Below are 17,347 nucleotides of genomic sequence, written 5' to 3'. Positions count from 1 at the left end.
TTTTAACCCAAGAATTTCATCGTCAATTAGTATGCATTTTAGTGTAAAACTCATGTAGATTTATTTTTAAGTTGGCTACAAAAATATCTTGTTCAATAGTTTTAGATAGTGAAAAATCGTCGTCGTAAACCATTTTCAAGCGATGTTCTAAGGATTGACTTCCATGTCCGCCAGTTTCTTTTTTTAAACTATTTTTTGGTGAAATTTTATTCATTACCTGAATTTGAAATGATTTATTATTCAGTTCAAGCAAAATTTTTATAAATGAATTGGCTTGTTGAAAGTCGGTATGTTTAAAAGCATTTTCAATAAAATCAATACTTAATAAAGGTAAAATAATTTTTTCTTGATAATAAGGTGAAGTTTCATCAATTTTCGTTTTAACTTGAAAATCAAACAAAGGCGAAACTTTTACTTTATTAATTTCAATAAAGTTTTTAGTGAAATCTATTTCATCTTTTATCGTCACAAAATTGTCTTTGCTTTCGTACAAAATATAATCCAACACATTTGCCAATTTATCAATCGTATAATAGGTTTGATAAGCATTTGACTGAATAGAATTAAGTATGTTTTTGAATAAATGAGGATTCAGTTTAGCTTCGTATGACTCCAATTTTAACTCATCAACTTTTGTAGATAAATTGTCTAAACGTTGCGTTTGCTCATGACTTATTTTTTTCTCAGATTTTAATGAATGGATTAAATATGTAATCATAATGATTAGAAAAATAATCAATGCAATAATGAGATAAAGTAATATGGTAGGAAGTTGAATCATGCGAAAAATTCTAACTCAAAGATAGAATAATTTATGAATAAAAAAATCCAGAAAGTAGAACCTTCTGGATTTTTAGAAATATGGTGAAAGAAATTATTAAGCGTAATATTTTGCTTTTAATTCTTTTACTTTTGGATCATCTAAGAATTCATCATACGTCATATAACGATCGATGATTCCGTTTGGAGTTAACTCGATAATACGGTTACAAGTTGTTTGAATCAATTCGTGGTCATGAGAACCCATTAAAATTGTTCCTTTGAAATTAACCAAAGAATTATTCAATGCTGTAATCGATTCTAAGTCTAAGTGACCTGTTGGCTCGTCTAACAATAATACGTTTGCACGTAATAACATCATGCGAGAGAACATACAACGCATTTTTTCACCTCCTGATAAAACAGAAGATTTTTTAAGAGCTTCGTCTCCAGAGAATAACATTTTCCCTAAGAAACCACGCATAAATTCTTCGTGACGTTCATCGTCTGATTCTGTATATTGACGTAACCAATCAACCAAGTTGATATCTTCTTTGAAGAAATCTGTATTATCTAAAGGTAAATACGCTTGTGTTGTTGTAATTCCCCAAGTAAAATCTCCAGAATCTGGCTGAGCTTTTCCTGAAAGAATTTCGAAAAATTGAGAAACTGCTTTAGAGTTACGAGAGAAAATACCAATTTTATCACCTTTTTTCAAGTTGATGTTCGCATCTTTAAATAAAACTTCTCCATCTACAGAAGCAGATAAATTGTTTACTTCTAAGATTTGATCACCAGCCTCACGAGATTGTTCCCAGATAAGTGCTGGATATCGACGAGAAGAAGGTTTGATATCTTCGATATTCAATTTCTCGATCATTTTTTTACGAGAAGTCGTTTGTTTTGCCTTAGCAACGTTAGAAGAGAAACGAGCAATGAAATCTTGTAATTCCTTTTTCTTTTCTTCTGCTTTTTTGTTTTGTTGCGCACGTTGTTTTGCAGCTAACTGAGAAGACTCGTACCAGAATGTATAGTTACCAGAATATAGGTTTAATTTAGAGAAATCTAAATCACAAATATGCGTACAAACTGCGTCTAAGAAGTGACGGTCGTGCGATACAACGATTACAGTATTCTCGAAATTACCTAAGAAATCCTCTAACCATTGAATTGTATTAACGTCCAATTCGTTGGTAGGCTCATCTAAGATTAACACATCAGGATTTCCAAATAAAGCTTGCGCAATCAAAATACGAACTTTCGCTTTATTATCTAAATCTCCCATTAATGTATAATGCATATCCGAATCAATTCCTACATTCGATAATAATGTAGCCGCATCAGATTCTGCATTCCATCCGTTCATTTCTTCATAAACAACACCTAATTCTCCTGCTTTGATACCATCTTCTTCAGAAAAATCTGGTTTAGCATATAAAGCATCCATACGTTCTTTAATATCGTATAATACTTTATTTCCACGTAAAACAGTATCCAATACTGTATATTCGTCATATTTGAAGTGATTCTGTTCTAAGACAGACATACGTTTTCCTTTTTCAAGACTAACTTGTCCTGAAGTTGGATCGATTTCACCTGATAATATTTTTAAGAAAGTAGATTTTCCTGCTCCGTTGGCACCAATTATCCCGTAACAGTTGCCATTTGTAAATTTTATATTAACTTCGTCGAAAAGTACACGCTTGCCGAATTGAAGCGATAAATTAGAAACATTTAACATAATTTTTGGTATGATGTTTGTTTGACCTTCCGGCAAAGTTACAAATTTTAATTGGAATAAAATAAAGTGCAGAAAGAAGTTACGATTAAGAATAAACGTGCAAGGTTTGAGTATGAATTATTAGATTCTTACGAAGCCGGCATCCAATTATTTGGGACTGAAATAAAATCTATCCGAATGGGAAAAGCTTCGATTACTGAAAGTTTTTGTCAAATGAAGGATGGAGAACTCTATATTGTTAATATGTTTATTGACGAATATGATTGGGGAACATACTTTAATCATAAAACGAGACGAGACAGAAAACTTTTATTACAAAAATCTGAGTTGCGAAAATTAGAACGCAAAACGAAAGAGACAGGATTGACAATTGTAGCAACCACGCTGTTTATAAACAATAAAGGGTTGGCAAAATTGAAGATATATTTGGCAAAAGGGAAGAAACTTTTTGACAAAAGAAACACAATAAAAGGAAAAGATTTGAAAAGAGATTTGGATAGAATGATAAAGAATTCTTAAATTTGTCTTATAATTGTATAAAAATTAAGTAAAATTTAATATATTTAAAACGCTAAATATTTGATAATGAAAAAGTTTAATCTATTATTATCTGCAGTAGTATTATTCCTAGCGGGTAATTCTTTTGTAGATGCTCAGAATTCTAAGAATCCTTGGGCAATGACAGTTGGTGCTCACGCAGTTGATCACAACTCGATCACTGGACCATTCAACCAGTATTTCAAAACAGATAATTGGGATATTGTTCCTCCTTTATCTAAATTATCTATCATCCGTAACTTAAACAGATCTTTTGATGTTGATTTAACTGCTTCTGTAGGTGAAGTTGACAATAACAGATTACGTGTTAAAGATGAATTATTCATCAATGCTGGTTTAGGTTTACGTTATAAGTTAGCTAATGGTTATATCTTAAAAGAAGATTCTTGGTTTGATCCATATATCCGTGGGGGTGCTAGCTACCACAGATATGATTACACTAGTTTAACTAATCCTTTAACTGCTTACGATAACAATGGTAATGCATACCAATTCCAAAAAGAAGAGGATTTAGAGAAAAATCACTTAGCTTTAAACTTAGGAGTAGGTATCAACTTTTGGTTGACTAAAAACTTCGGTTTAAACGTTGCTTCTGATTACAACTGGTTACCAACTTACGGTGGAAAAGATTACTTTAACTTCTTCCAACATACTGTAGGTGTTACTTTCCGTTTCGGAAGACCTGATAGAGATAAAGATGGTATTCCAGATGACGTAGATGCTTGTCCAGATGTACCAGGTTTAGCTGAATTCAATGGATGTCCAGATACAGACGGTGATGGTATTCCAGATCCAGATGATGCTTGTCCAACTGTACCAGGTTTAGCTGAATTCCAAGGTTGTCCAGATACAGACGGTGATGGTATTCCAGATAACTTAGACGAATGTCCAGAAGTTGCAGGACCAGCTGAAAACAACGGTTGTCCTTGGCCAGATACAGATGGTGATGGTGTTCCTGATAAAGACGATGCTTGTCCAGATGTACCAGGTTTACCTCAATTCCAAGGTTGTCCAGATACAGATGGTGATGGTATTCCAGATCCAGATGATGCTTGTCCAACTGTACCAGGACCAAAAGAAAATAACGGATGTCCATGGACTGAAGTTCACGTAGCAAAACGTTTATCTAATATTTTATTCGAATACAACTCTGATAAAATTGTTCCTTCTTCTTACGAAGATGTACGTGTAGCTGCTCAAATTTTAAATTCTGATGATTTAAAAGAAAAAAGCTTCTACATTGACGGACATGCTGACCAAAGAGGTAAAGACGCTTATAACAAAACATTATCTTTAAAACGTGCTCAAGCATTAGTTAATATTTTAGCTGAAAGAGGTGGAGTTGATAAGTCTCGTTTAACTGCTCGTGGATTAGGAAAATCTCAATTGTTATGTACTGAAAACACTGAAGAGTGTTACCAAAGAAACAGACGTGTTGAGGTATTACCTAGAACAGCTGTAGTAACTGAAACAAAAGTTATCAAAAAAACAGCTACAAAAAAGAAATAATAATTCTTTGAATAGCTTACAATAGAAATAGCCACCTCATTGAGGTGGCTATTTTATTTTTATTAATTTTAATTTTATTATTTCTTTCTAAAAACTAATATAATAATACATCCAGCTGTAAAGATAGATAATAAATAACCAATCCAAGAAAGTAGTGGCATGTCTAGAATCACAGGACGAACAGTTGTATTAGCTAACATACTTGCTCCAATTCCAAAAGCTAAAGTAAGTATCGCTAAAACCAGTTTATTAATGCTGTCTTTTATTAATTTCTGAATATTACCTATTTGATCAATCTTAAAGTTTAAAGCCAATTTATCATTGTTTACTTTTTCGATTAATTTCAAGGTATCTTCTGGTAAATCGTTGATTAAATCCTGAATATCTTTAAAATTATCAATTGCTTTTTTACTCAAATATTTAGGATGAAATTTTTGTCGAGCCAATTTTACGGCATAAGGACGCATCGAGCGTTGGACATTAAGATCAGCGTGTAATTGTTGTCCAATTCCTTCTATAAGCGCAATTCCGCGTAGTAAAATATAAACATATTCGGGTAATAAAACATGATTTCGCTGTAGAATATTGTTGAATTTCTTAATGATGATTTGAACTTCTATTGTATCAACGGTATTGTATTCTAAATAATCAAAAATATCTGCAATGTCACGTTCCAATTGTTTTTCGTTCTCGATATAATGTTTAATCGCCATTTTTTTGAGTGAACGAACAATTCGTTTCGGATTTTTTAATCCAAAATCAATTACAACATTTTCTAAAGCCTCTTTTTCGTTGATGGCTAAAATTCCCATCGAACCAAAATCTATAAAAGCAAGTCGTCCATCTTTTAAAATAAAAATATTTCCGGGATGTGGATCAGCATGAAAAAATCCATCATCAAGTAATTGTTTCAAATAAATATCAAAACCTTTCTGTACGATTTTTTTCGGGTCAACTCCTAAAGCTTCTAACTGTTCAACATCATTTACCTTGAAACCTACTATGAATTCCATGCAAAGAAAATTGTTGTTCGAATAATCTTCATATGTTTTCGGAACATAAACATCTTTACTATTCTCGAAATTTTTTCTGAAACGTTCGATGTTCTGAAATTCATTGGTTAATGAAAGTTCTTTCAGAATTGAATTTTCAAATGATTTTTCGATTTCAGAAATGAATAATTTTTGAAGTTTCTCATATTTTTTTTCCAAAAAATGAACAATGTCTCGAATCAGGGCTAAATCTGATTCAATTATTTTCTGAATATTAGATCGTTTTACTTTGAAAACAACTTTTTCTCCATTCAACAAAGTGGCACGATAAACTTGCGAAATACTTGCAGCAGCAAAAGGTTGTTCTTCTATAAAAAGAAAATGTTCGTCTGGTTCTATTCCAAATTCATCTCTAATTTTTTGTTTGATGTCAATTTCTTCTGGCGGAACATTATCTTGTAATTTTTTTAGTTCTTCAACCAAAGATTCAGGAACCAAATCTTTACGATTACTCAATAATTGTCCAAATTTTATATAGGTCGGACCAAGTTCTTCCAAAGCCATTCGGAAACGTTGATTGAATGATTGGTTGAAAAATTCGGTATTGTGATCAGAATGAAACAAATCATTTCCGCGAGAAAGAATTTCTTCAAAACCATATTTAGAAACGACTTTTACGATTTTAGAAAATCGTTTTATTTTCTTTAGACTATCCATAAAGTTGAGATTCGATTACAAGTTACGAATAAACAAGTGTGTAATTTCTTTATAAAATCTTAAATTTCTTTGAGTTGAATCTAAAATTATTCCAAATATTAAAATATAATTGTTTATCTTTGCACTCGCTAAAATGGTTTAGGAATCAAGCGATTAATTATTAAGTTAAACATCTCTCGGTCATTTATTTGCATTTGAAGATTCCGAAATAAAATAGATTGAGATACAAATTTTTAGAATTATGTCTAAAGAAACAAAACAAGAGGAAGTACAAGAAGTTGTATTAAACACTCCAGTATTAGATGCGTCTGCTAATGCAAACGTAGCTCCAGAATCATTTGATTGGGAATCTTTCGAATCAGGATTAAACGAAGAAGATCGTAAAGAAAAAGCTGAATTAGAGCAAATGTACGATACAACTTTAGAAGACTTACATGAGAATGAAGTATTCAAAGGACAAGTTGTACGTATTACAGATAAAGAAGCTATCGTTGACATCAACTTCAAATCAGAAGGTGTTATTTCATTAAACGAATTCCGTTACAACTCAGACTTGAAAGTTGGGGATATCGTTGAAGTAATGGTTGATCAACGTGAAGATAAAAATGGACAATTAATTTTATCTCACAAAAAAGCTCGTACATTAAATGCATGGGATGCTGTTAACAAAGCACACGATTCTCAAGAAATCGTTAACGGTTACATCAAAGCTCGTACTAAAGGTGGTATGATCGTTGACGTATTCGGAATTGAAGCTTTCTTACCAGGTTCTCAAATCGATGTTAAACCAATCCGTGATTACGAACAATTCGTAGGAAAAACTATGGAGTTCAAAGTTGTTAAAATCAACCCAGAATTCAAAAACGTAGTAGTTTCTCACAAAGCGTTAATCGAGGCTGATATCGAGGTTCAGAAAAAAGAAATCGTTGCTCAATTAGAGAAAGGACAAGTATTAGAAGGTGAAGTTAAAAACATCACATCTTACGGTGTATTCGTAGACTTAGGAGGTGTTGACGGTTTAATCCACATTACTGACTTATCTTGGTCTCGTATCAACCACCCATCTGAAATCTTAGAAGATGGACAAAAAATCAACGTTGTAATCTTAGATTTCGACGAAGATAAATCTCGTATCCAATTAGGTATTAAACAATTAGAAGCTCATCCATGGGATGCTTTAGATGCTGATATCAAAGTTGGTGATAAAGTTAAAGGAAAAGTAGTTGTTTTAGCTGACTACGGTGCATTCGTTGAGGTTGCTCCAGGTGTAGAAGGTTTAATCCACGTTTCTGAAATGTCATGGTCTACTCACTTACGTTCTGCTCAAGATTTCGTAAAAGTAGGTGATGAGGTTGAAGCAGTAGTTTTAACTTTAGATAGAGAAGAAAGAAAAATGTCTTTAGGTATCAAACAATTAACTCCAGATCCTTGGACAGATATTACAACTAAATACCCAGTAGGTTCTACTCACAAAGGTAAAGTTCGTAATTTCACTAACTTCGGTGTATTCGTAGAATTAGAAGAAGGTGTTGACGGATTAATCTACATTTCTGACTTATCTTGGACTAAGAAAATCAAACACCCATCAGAATTCTGTGCAGTTGATGATATCTTAGACGTAGTAGTTTTAGAATTAGACGTAGAAGCTCGTCGTTTATCTTTAGGTCACAAACAATTAACTGAAAACCCATGGGATCAGTACGAAGCTAAATATGCAGTAGGTACAGTTCACACAGGAGTTGCAGTTGATGTATTTGACAAAGGTGCTACAGTTCAATTCGAAGATGCTGACGTTGAAGCTTTCGCTCCAGCTCGTACATTAGAGAAAGAAGACGGATCTCGTATCAAAAAAGGTGAAGAAACATCTTTCAAAGTTATCGAGTTCAACAAAGAATTCCGTCGTGTAGTAGTTTCTCATACAGCAACTTTCCGTGAGGAAGAAGTTAAAGCTGAGAGATCATCTAACAACAATAACAACAACAATTCATCTAATACAATCGAAACTTCTACTTTAGGAGATATCGATGAATTAGCTGCATTGAAAAAGAAAATGGAAGAAGGAGGAAACTAATTCTCTAACCGAAATTTTTTAAAATAATAGAAAGGCTGCTCAATTTTGAGCAGCCTTTTCTTTTGAATAAAGATGTTTTTTCTGGAATTTAAAATGAATTTAATTTACAGTTTAAAATAATATCAAGAATAAGATACAATTTTTAATATATTTTTTGAATATTATTCAAAATAATCTTAATTTTGCAGTCGAAATGGAAAAGATAGAATTTAATTTAGATGCTACTGATTTGAAAATCATGCGATTAATGCAAGATAATGCACGCATTAACAATGCAGATATCGCAAGAGAATTGGGAATGGCACCTTCTGGAATATTAGAACGTGTGAAAAAGCTTGAAAATAAGCAAGTTATTTTGGCTTATCACGCAAAAATAAATCCAGTGGCAGTTGGACAAAAATTACTTTCGTATATGTTTATCAAGACCGTAGATATTATCGGCGATGAAACAGTAGGAAGACAACTTGCCGAAATTCCAGAAGTTTTAGAGGTTCATGATATTGCTGGAGAAGATGGTTATCTAATCAAAGTGAGAACTTCTGATAACGAAGGTTTGGTGGAATTGATGCGCAAACATTTGAGTAAAATTGGCGGAATCACTTCTACGCGTACAACTATAGTTTTACAAACAATAAAAGAAGAACAAAATATCGTTATACCAACGATTTAAAAAATAGAGATTGAATGAAAGGGAATCAACCAAGTAAGTGACTGATTATTGCAGCGTATTTCGTGGTTTATGTAGTTTGGGGATCAACTTATTTTTTTATAGATAAGGCTTTGCATGGTTTTAGTCCGTTTATTTTGGGTTCGTTTCGCTTTATTGCGGCGAGCACAATGTTGATGGGATATTGTAAATTGAAAGGTTACAAGCTGTGGGATAAACAAATAGTGAAACAATGTATGTTTACAGGTTTTATGTTGTTGTTTATTGATATGGCTGGGATTATTTGGTCCGAACAATTTTTACCAAGTGGAATTGTTGCAATTATGGCAGCATCGGCAGCAATTTGGTTTATTGTGTTAGATAAACCGAAATGGAAACAAAATTTTTCAAGTATTCCTACGATTTTAGGTGTTTTGTTAGGTTTTGTTGGAGTTTTGATGTTATTCTATGAACAAACAATCACTGTGCACGCAGATGCAGATCAGCAGTTCTTAAATATGATTGGGTTGATTGTTCTGATCTTTTGTTCGATTGCTTGGACGTTAGGTTCTTTGTATTCAAAATATGTAACAGAAAAGCAGAAAAAAGAAGTTACAAAGCCAAAAGAAGATTTGAACATCATGGTCAAAACGGCTTGGCAAATGATTACTGCTGGTGTTTTGTTTAATACAGTTGCAATCTTCAATGGAGAATATGCTAATTTCAATTTTGCGAATGTAGTGACAGAAGATTGGTTGGCAATGGTTTATTTAACAACTTTTGGCTCTATTCTTGCTTTTGGTTCTTACGTTTGGTTGTTACAATATCGTCCAGCTGTAGAAGTTTCTACATATGCGTATGTAAACCCTATTGTAGCCGTTGCATTGAGTTATTTTTTTACAGATGATGTCGTAACTCATTTGCAGATTTATGGTTTGGCAGTAATTTTGTTCAGTGTTTTATTAATGAATTGGAATTTATACAAAAACACGAAATTAGTTCAAAAAATTCTGCATTTTGTTTCTCGTAAACATTATGCGCATTAAATATTATGATGATTATTAATAAGAAAGCTTCTCGATTTCGAGAAGCTTTTTTTGTATTATTGAGTTTTAAAATTAATAATTAATTCATTGTTGTCTAATTTTAATGGGTAGCCATCTTCTGATTTGAAACCATTTGAAATTACAAATTCATATTCTTTAGTTGGAGTTAATTCCATAGTTATTACGAATGTAGTGTTATCATTAGAGAAATTGATTTTTGTAAACTTAGGACTATACTCTTTTCCTTTTTTTGAGAATCTTATTGAATATTCTTTTGGATTCATTGGTTTAGAAAATATAATTTTAAATTCTTTGATAGATGAATCTATATTTGTTGAACCATTTTCGAAAGGCTCAATTTTTATGATATAAGGTTGTTTTTTTTCGTATTCTTTTATTAATTGATCTTTATCAAAACCTTCTTCGTAAAAACCAGATTTTCTTAGAAAATTTTCAACTTCTTTTTCATCTTGATAATTCAGTTCAATAATATCTTTTATCGCTTGTTTTTTATTTTTAGCTTGATTGTAATATGATTTACATATTTCATATCCAATAAAATATCCCAGATCAGCAGCTTCACCCTTTTGTCCTCCATTGTATAACCAATTTGAAAAATCATCTATAAACATCTCTTCTTTAAATTGTTTTTTCAAATCATCGAAGTGCTGTTTTCCATAAAAAATATATTGTTTTTCAATTGGTTCTCCTAAAACAAGCTCTGTAATAAAATCGCACGAACCTTCTTTTAGGGTATGGTGTAATAATGAGTTGTTTTCATTTGGTTTTTGTTGTGTGTGTACATATTCATGAATATTTAGTGAAATAATATTATCAAGTGATTGCTTCGCAAAAACATTTTTTAGCCAATCATTTTCAAATTCTGAAACATCTGTTTTTGGAATTCCTGTAGCGATTTCAGAACCAACTAAAACCATATTTTCATATAAAGTTCCACCTGAACGCAAGCCACCAATTGTAAAATACATTTCTCCTTCTTTTAGCTCAGGATATAGTTTTTTTAGTTTTTTTACAGCTTTAGTTAATTCTTTTGTTTTATTTTTTATGGTAAGTGTATTAGGTCTAATAGAATTCCAAAACTTAGGATAATTATCAATAAGTTTAATATAAAGAGTATCATTATAATCTCTTACTTTCATAAAGGATTTTAAACCTTTTGTCCCTTTATCAATGTATAAAGTATTAATGAATTTTATTTTTTGTGAATAATTATTTGTAGTTTGAATACTATCAAAAGCTATCCAGAAATTATCTATATCAGAAGTGTAAATTTTATTAGCTATTGAATTTTGTCCAAATGAAATACTCGTAAGAATAAAAAATATTAAAGCTAAAGTTTTATTTTGCATATTGTGTTTTTATATGAGATGTCAATTTAATCAAAAAGTTACAAAATGATTCAAAAAAAAAAAGCAGCTCTTCTCAGAACTGCTTTTGTATATTGTGATGAATTATTTCTTACAATTTAGTGCATTTTACAATTTCCAAACCGTATTGCGTCGTATGTGGTTCTTCTAAAGTGCGTGTAATCAAATTCATTTTTTGGATGCCTAAATCTTTGATGATTTGAGAGCCAATTCCGTGATCTTTTTCATCGGCTGGTAAAACACCTGATTTAGATTTTCCTTCAGAAAAACTTTTGAAAATCTCTAATTTTTGTTCAATCAACTCAGAACTTTGAATGTTATTAATAAAAATTACAACACCTTTTTCTTCTTCATTGATGATGTTCATTGTTTTTTCTAACAATGGTGTTTCGCCGTTTTGTAAAGCGCTAAACAAATCATAGTAGCTATTTGTCGATTTTACACGAACTGGAACTACATCATCTTTTGTCCATTTTCCTTTTTTCAAAGCGAAGTGAACTTGATTATTTGTTGTTTGTTGATAAGCGATTAATTCATATTCTCCGAATCTTGTTTTTGCAGGAAATTGCTCGATACGTTTTACCAAGGATTCATTTTCTAATCGGTAAGCAATCAAATCTTCAATCGAAACAATTTTAAGATCAAATTTCTTCGCAATCTCTAACAATTCTGGCAAACGAGCCATTTCTCCATCTTCTTTCAAGATTTCGACAATACATCCAGCAGGATAATGTCCCGCCATGCGAGCTAAGTCAACAGCAGCTTCTGTATGTCCCATGCGAACCAAAACTCCACCATCTTTTGCTATAAGAGGGAAAATATGTCCTGGTTTTCCTAAATCATCTGGATTTGTATTTTCGTCAATTAAAGCTTGAATAGTTTTAGAACGATCCGAAGCCGAAATTCCTGTCGTACATCCGTGACCTTGTAAATCCACAGAAACCGTAAAATTAGTTTCGTAAATTGCAGTATTGTGTCCAACCATAAGATCTAAACCTAATGCTTTACATCTTTGTTGTGTAAGTGGTGTACAAACTAATCCGCGTCCGTGCGTAACCATAAAGTTGATGACTTCTGGCGTTGCAAATTCGGCGATACATAGGAAATCTCCTTCATTTTCACGATCTTCATCGTCAACTACAATGATAACTTTTCCTTGTTTTAAATCTTCTAAAGCTTCTTCAATTGTGTTTAATTGAGATGATCTATTTTCCATTGTTTTATGTTATTGATAACGAGAATGCTCCTCGTTTTTGTTTGTTTTCTTAAACTTATTAAAGTATCTTACAATTGGATCAACGTAAATACTGATGTCAAATAATCCAGAATCTTGATTGGCTTTGTAACTAAACAAAATAGAGAACGGAAGCGCAATAATATTAGCTGCCCAAGCGGCAAAAGTTGGATCTAATTTTCCGTTTTTCGCCATATTTTCCGCAGAGAAATTAAGGATGAAATAAATAACGAAAATGATAATTGAGATGACAACTGGCATTCCGATTCCTCCTTTTTTTACGATTGCACCTAATGATGATCCAATCAAAAAGAAAATAATACACGTTACTGCATACGAGAAATTTCGTTGGTAATGAATATTTACTTTTGAATATAATTTTTCTCTGTTTACAATTTCTTGTTCAGAAAACGTCATATTTTCTTGATCACGATTTACCATTTGTATAGCTTGATTAAGCACTTGATCTTGTTCTTGGCGATTTCGCTTTTTCAAGTCAAAAATCATATTTGTTTTTACCGTATCAATATCTTTTATTTTGATTGAATAGAAATAGTTTTGATTAAACATATTCGTTTTCAAATCTTTGTAATACTTCTTATAATCTGTATTTAATGAATCGATAAGATGTCTTAAACCTTTTCCGTCCAAATATTTATAAGAGTTTCCTGGGTCTTCGTCTTTACCAGAATTTAAAATATCCGAAATGTCAATATAATAGTTTAATGTATCAAATTTAGTATATTGATTTTCTTGACGTTTGCGTTGATCAAAGTTTTTATTTTTGATATTATCGGTATAAGCAATTCCATCAAAAAGTTCCATTTTTAGATAATGATTATCGTTTTTGTCTGGCGCAAGATTTCCTCTTTTAGAAATAATTGTCATCGTATTTTCACCAAACGGTGCATTTTGATGAACAAAAACATCTTCTAATTTTTCTGAATTTTCACCCGAAATTTTATTTATTTTCATCTGAAATCCTGGAACGGTTTCGATAAAAACGCCTTCTTTCATACTTACCGTTGGTTTGGTTTGTAAGATATTGAAGTACATTGTTCGCGCTTTTTGTTGGGAATAAGGCATTACTTTGTCCCCGAAAAAATACAATCCGACAGACATTAAAGCAACTAACGTAAACAATGGTGCAAGGATTCTGGTAAGTGAAATTCCAGACGCTTTCATTGCAGCTAATTCGTATCGTTCTCCAAAACCTCCCATGGTCATGATAGACCCCAAAAGGATTGTAAGCGGTAATACAAGCTGAATAACGTTAATTCCTAACCAAAAAAGTAATTCGGTAATAGTGTACCATTCTAAACCTTTTCCAACAAATTTTTCCATTTGTTGCCATGCAAATTGCACGATAAAGATGAAAAATAGAACACTAAATATGAAAAAAAATGGACCTAAAAAGGTCTTGATTATATACCAGTCAAGTTTTTTTAACATTGATTATAATTGAGTAATCATATAGCCTTGCGACTTATATTTCTTTTGGTCAAAGTTAAAGTAACTTTTGTGAATAAGTAAATTTTGAACGTAATCTTTTACAATGATTGATGTTGTATCACCATTTTTACCATATTCCTTGTAATCGTAGATTTCATTATTCGCTGTATTGACTCCTAAAACCGAATATTTGATTGTAGAAGTTTTAGTTGGCGTTAATTTTATATACTGAATTGTTTTTCCTCCAACCGTTTTTTTATCTGTTAAGGCGTAGCTGAAATCAGTACGATACGTGTTCAAAACTTTAGTTGGTGTTAAGAAATCATCTGTGTTAGATGCATCAGAAATAGTTACTTCTTTGTCATCTTTTGCAATTGTATATAATTTAGTTCCTGTGAAAATTTGGTTGATATCGCCTACATTCAAGTTAAATTTTTGTTTCATTGCAAAAACTTCTCCCGAACGACTTGTTGATTTTCCATTTGCATTATGGCTAAAATCAAATTTGATGTAATACGAGTTTGCGTTGGTATATTTAGCGTAAACTTTGTCTAAGATTTGTTTTGCTGATTGAGCGTTTAATGTTCCAACCCCTACTAATAAGAGTATGAAAGAATAGATAATCTTTTTCATACAATTTAATTTTCTATCTGTTTTTAATAAATTTTAGTTCAAATTATTCAACAACTGTTCCAAACTCATGTCATCTTGTATCAATACCTGTCTTGCTTTACTTCCTTCGAAAGGACCAACAATTCCAGCAGCTTCCAATTGATCAATTAATCGTCCGGCGCGATTATATCCTAATTTTAATTTTCGTTGTAATAAAGACGCGGAACCTTGTTGATTCATTACAATTAATCGTGCAGCATCTTCAAAAAGTACATCACGATCAGATAAATCAATATCTAAATTAGATCCACCTTCTTCACCAACATATTCTGGTAAATGCATTGCATCTGGATAACCACGTTGTTCACCAATAAATTCGGTGATTTTATCGACTTCTGGTGTATCAACAAACGCACATTGTAAGCGAATTAATTCGTTTCCAGTGGTGTACAACATATCACCTTTACCAATTAATTGATCGGCTCCTTGCGAATCTAAAATCGTTCTCGAATCGATTTTTGAAGTTACACGGAAAGCGACACGTCCTGGGAAATTGGCTTTAATTGTTCCTGTAATCACATTTACAGACGGACGTTGAGTTGCAACAATCAAGTGAATACCAACAGCACGAGCCAACTGAGCTAAACGAGCAATCGGTAATTCAACTTCTTTACCAGCTGTCATAATCAAATCTGCAAACTCATCCACGATTAATACAATATATGGTAAGAATCTGTGACCAGCTTCTGGATTTAATTTACGTTGTTTGAACTTCGCGTTATATTCTTTGATATTTCGAACGAAAGCATTTTTCAATAATTCGTAACGATCATCCATTTCAATACAAAGTGAATTTAACGTGTTAATTACTTTTGTATTATCTGTGATAATTGCTTCTTCCGAATCTGGTAATTTTGCTAAATAATGACGCTCGATTTTTGAATATAAAGTAAGCTCAACTTTTTTCGGATCGACCATCACAAATTTTAATTCAGATGGATGTTTTTTATAGATTAACGAAGCGATAATTGCATTCAAACCAACCGATTTACCTTGTCCAGTTGCACCAGCCATCAACAAGTGAGGCATTTTTGCTAAATCGGCAACAAAGGTTTCGTTCGTAATTGTTTTTCCGAAAGCAATTGGCAATTCCATATCAGCATTTTGAAACTTTTGTGAGGCAATAACCGAATGCATAGAAACCATCGAAGGATTAGAATTTGGAACCTCGATACCAATTGTTCCTTTTCCAGGAATCGGCGCAATAATACGGATACCAAGCGCAGCCAAACTTAAAGCAATATCGTCCTCAAGATTTTTGATTTTAGAAATACGAACACCAGCTTTTGGTACAATTTCATACAAAGTAACTGTAGGACCGATTGTTGCTGAAATTTCATCGATTCCGATTCCGTAATTTCCTAAGGTTTCGACAATTCTATTTTTGTTCGTTTCTAATTCTTTTTGATCAATTAACGTATTTCCGTTGTCATATTTTTTTAACAATGAAATAGGAGGAAATTGATAATTTGGTAAATCTAAACGTTGATTGTATTCACCTTGCTCTTGTACCAATCGAGCAGAAGTCGCTTCAAATTCTTCTTCTTCATCAACGTTTTGAACTTTTAATTCTAATCCATTTTCAGAAGAGTTTTGAGTTGGTTGAATTTCTGTTTCTAAATTTTCTTCATCATTAATTGATAAAAAATCTACTTGATTATTTTCTTCCTCATCATCTGCCAAATCTTCAACCACTAATTCTGTAATATTAAGTGGAGTTTCTTCGATTGTTTCTTCCTCTTTTGGTTGATTAATTTTAAATTCTTGATGAAATGCTTCGTTTGGATTTACTTTATGAGATTGAATTGCTTCTTTCTCTTGTTGTTCTATCAATTCTAATTCTTGCGATAAACTATCTTCTTGTTGCTTTTCAGCATCTTGATTGAATTTATTTATCTTTTCTTGTTCTTCTTTTTCCTTACGTTTTCTTAATTCAAGCTGTTCTCTCTTGATTTTTTCTTGCTCTTTTTCTATGCGCTCAATTTCTTTTTGTTTCGCACGTTCTTCCATTTTTTCTTGGATAGATTGATACGTCATTCGGAAATGAATGACACAATAAATCAATAAACTAACGAAAAGCAATAAAATTACACCCCATTTACCAATAAAGCTATTTAGGAAATCATTAATTTCAAATCCCATTACGCCAGAAAACATGTGTTGAGTTGGTAAAATACAACCAAAAAATATTGGCAACCAAATCATGAAGAAAATGCTTTGATAAAGCGTTGTGAAAGGCTTAATTTTTTTCCAATTTGTAGCAACTTTAACTCCTAAGAGAATAAAGAAGACTGGGACAAAAAATGAAACAATTCCGATTCCTTGCAAAATGAATGTTTCACCTAATAATGCGCCAAACTTCCCGAAAATATTTTCGGCGGTTTGACTTTTATCTAATAAATCAGAGATTTGGCTCTGATCCATAAAACCATTAAAAAAATAAGAAATAAACGAAGCTAATAGTAATAAACCGATTACTAAAAACAGTATACCTATAATTGTTTTGACGATTTGTTTTTTAGGAGTTTTTGGTGTTTCCTGTGTGTTTTTTATAGCCATTTT

The 17,347-nt window shown here is 32.0% G+C and carries 13 protein-coding genes; 5 read left to right on the top strand and 8 right to left on the bottom strand.

Annotated features, from left to right (window positions below; genetic code table 11):
• Positions 1–22: 22 nt before the first annotated feature.
• Both G0Q09_RS07255 and G0Q09_RS07250 read right to left on the bottom strand, forming a co-directional pair.
• Complete coding sequence (locus G0Q09_RS07255; protein WP_084106856.1) at positions 23–718, bottom strand: sensor histidine kinase; 696 nt, start codon at positions 716–718, stop codon at positions 23–25.
• Between the two features lie 159 nt (positions 719–877).
• Positions 878–2,500: an ABC-F family ATP-binding cassette domain-containing protein gene (locus tag G0Q09_RS07250; RefSeq protein ID WP_038332655.1), complete on the bottom strand. Its 1,623-nt coding sequence runs from the start codon at positions 2,498–2,500 to the stop codon at positions 878–880.
• A 66-nt stretch (positions 2,501–2,566) separates the two neighbouring features.
• On the opposite strand from G0Q09_RS07250, the gene smpB reads away from it, so the two are divergent.
• Both smpB and G0Q09_RS07240 read left to right on the top strand, forming a co-directional pair.
• A complete protein-coding gene (gene smpB / locus G0Q09_RS07245; protein ID WP_038332657.1) occupies positions 2,567–3,019 on the top strand; it encodes an SsrA-binding protein SmpB in 453 nt (150 codons plus the stop codon).
• A gap of 66 nt (positions 3,020–3,085) precedes the next feature.
• On the top strand, positions 3,086–4,567 hold the full coding sequence (locus G0Q09_RS07240) for an OmpA family protein (RefSeq protein ID WP_219034406.1): 1,482 nt from the start codon (positions 3,086–3,088) through the stop codon (positions 4,565–4,567).
• 77 nt (positions 4,568–4,644) lie between these two features.
• Here the strand turns inward: G0Q09_RS07240 and G0Q09_RS07235 are convergent, their stop codons facing one another.
• Positions 4,645–6,276: an ABC1 kinase family protein gene (locus G0Q09_RS07235; protein WP_115001849.1), complete on the bottom strand. Its 1,632-nt coding sequence runs from the start codon at positions 6,274–6,276 to the stop codon at positions 4,645–4,647.
• A 241-nt stretch (positions 6,277–6,517) separates the two neighbouring features.
• Here G0Q09_RS07235 and rpsA point away from each other — a divergent pair, with 241 nt between their 5' ends.
• The 3 genes from rpsA to G0Q09_RS07220 all read left to right on the top strand — a co-directional run bounded on the left by rpsA (position 6,518) and on the right by G0Q09_RS07220 (position 10,039).
• Positions 6,518–8,347, top strand: a complete 1,830-nt coding sequence (gene rpsA / locus G0Q09_RS07230) for a 30S ribosomal protein S1 (protein WP_219034405.1) — start codon at positions 6,518–6,520, stop codon at positions 8,345–8,347.
• A 193-nt stretch (positions 8,348–8,540) separates the two neighbouring features.
• The gene (locus G0Q09_RS07225; protein WP_038332665.1) at positions 8,541–9,017 is read left to right on the top strand and encodes an Lrp/AsnC family transcriptional regulator; all 477 of its coding nucleotides are present in this window, start codon (positions 8,541–8,543) and stop codon (positions 9,015–9,017) included.
• Between the two features lie 62 nt (positions 9,018–9,079).
• Positions 9,080–10,039: an EamA family transporter gene (locus G0Q09_RS07220; protein WP_291047227.1), complete on the top strand. Its 960-nt coding sequence runs from the start codon at positions 9,080–9,082 to the stop codon at positions 10,037–10,039.
• A 56-nt stretch (positions 10,040–10,095) separates the two neighbouring features.
• On the opposite strand, the gene G0Q09_RS07215 is transcribed toward G0Q09_RS07220, so the two are convergent.
• The 5 genes from G0Q09_RS07215 to G0Q09_RS07195 all read right to left on the bottom strand — a co-directional run bounded on the left by G0Q09_RS07215 (position 10,096) and on the right by G0Q09_RS07195 (position 17,344).
• The gene (locus G0Q09_RS07215) at positions 10,096–11,409 is read right to left on the bottom strand and encodes a gliding motility protein GldB-related protein (RefSeq protein WP_219034404.1); all 1,314 of its coding nucleotides are present in this window, start codon (positions 11,407–11,409) and stop codon (positions 10,096–10,098) included.
• 109 nt (positions 11,410–11,518) lie between these two features.
• Complete coding sequence (ribB, locus tag G0Q09_RS07210) at positions 11,519–12,643, bottom strand: 3,4-dihydroxy-2-butanone-4-phosphate synthase (RefSeq protein WP_115001841.1); 1,125 nt, start codon at positions 12,641–12,643, stop codon at positions 11,519–11,521.
• Positions 12,644–12,652: 9 nt separating this feature from the next.
• Complete coding sequence (locus G0Q09_RS07205; protein ID WP_219034403.1) at positions 12,653–14,113, bottom strand: LptF/LptG family permease; 1,461 nt, start codon at positions 14,111–14,113, stop codon at positions 12,653–12,655.
• Positions 14,114–14,116: 3 nt separating this feature from the next.
• Positions 14,117–14,746 (bottom strand): outer membrane lipoprotein periplasmic chaperone LolA1, encoded by a 630-nt coding sequence (lolA1, locus tag G0Q09_RS07200; RefSeq protein WP_115001837.1) that lies wholly within the window; start codon positions 14,744–14,746, stop codon positions 14,117–14,119.
• Positions 14,747–14,779: 33 nt separating this feature from the next.
• Positions 14,780–17,344, bottom strand: a complete 2,565-nt coding sequence (locus tag G0Q09_RS07195; RefSeq protein ID WP_219034402.1) for an FtsK/SpoIIIE family DNA translocase — start codon at positions 17,342–17,344, stop codon at positions 14,780–14,782.
• Positions 17,345–17,347 lie beyond the last annotated feature (3 nt).

The organism is Empedobacter falsenii, assembly GCF_019308355.1.
Lineage (GTDB): Bacteria > Bacteroidota > Bacteroidia > Flavobacteriales > Weeksellaceae > Empedobacter > Empedobacter falsenii_B.
The sequence above is the reverse complement of the archived record's forward strand: the minus strand, read 5'-3'. Positions and strand labels throughout refer to the sequence as shown.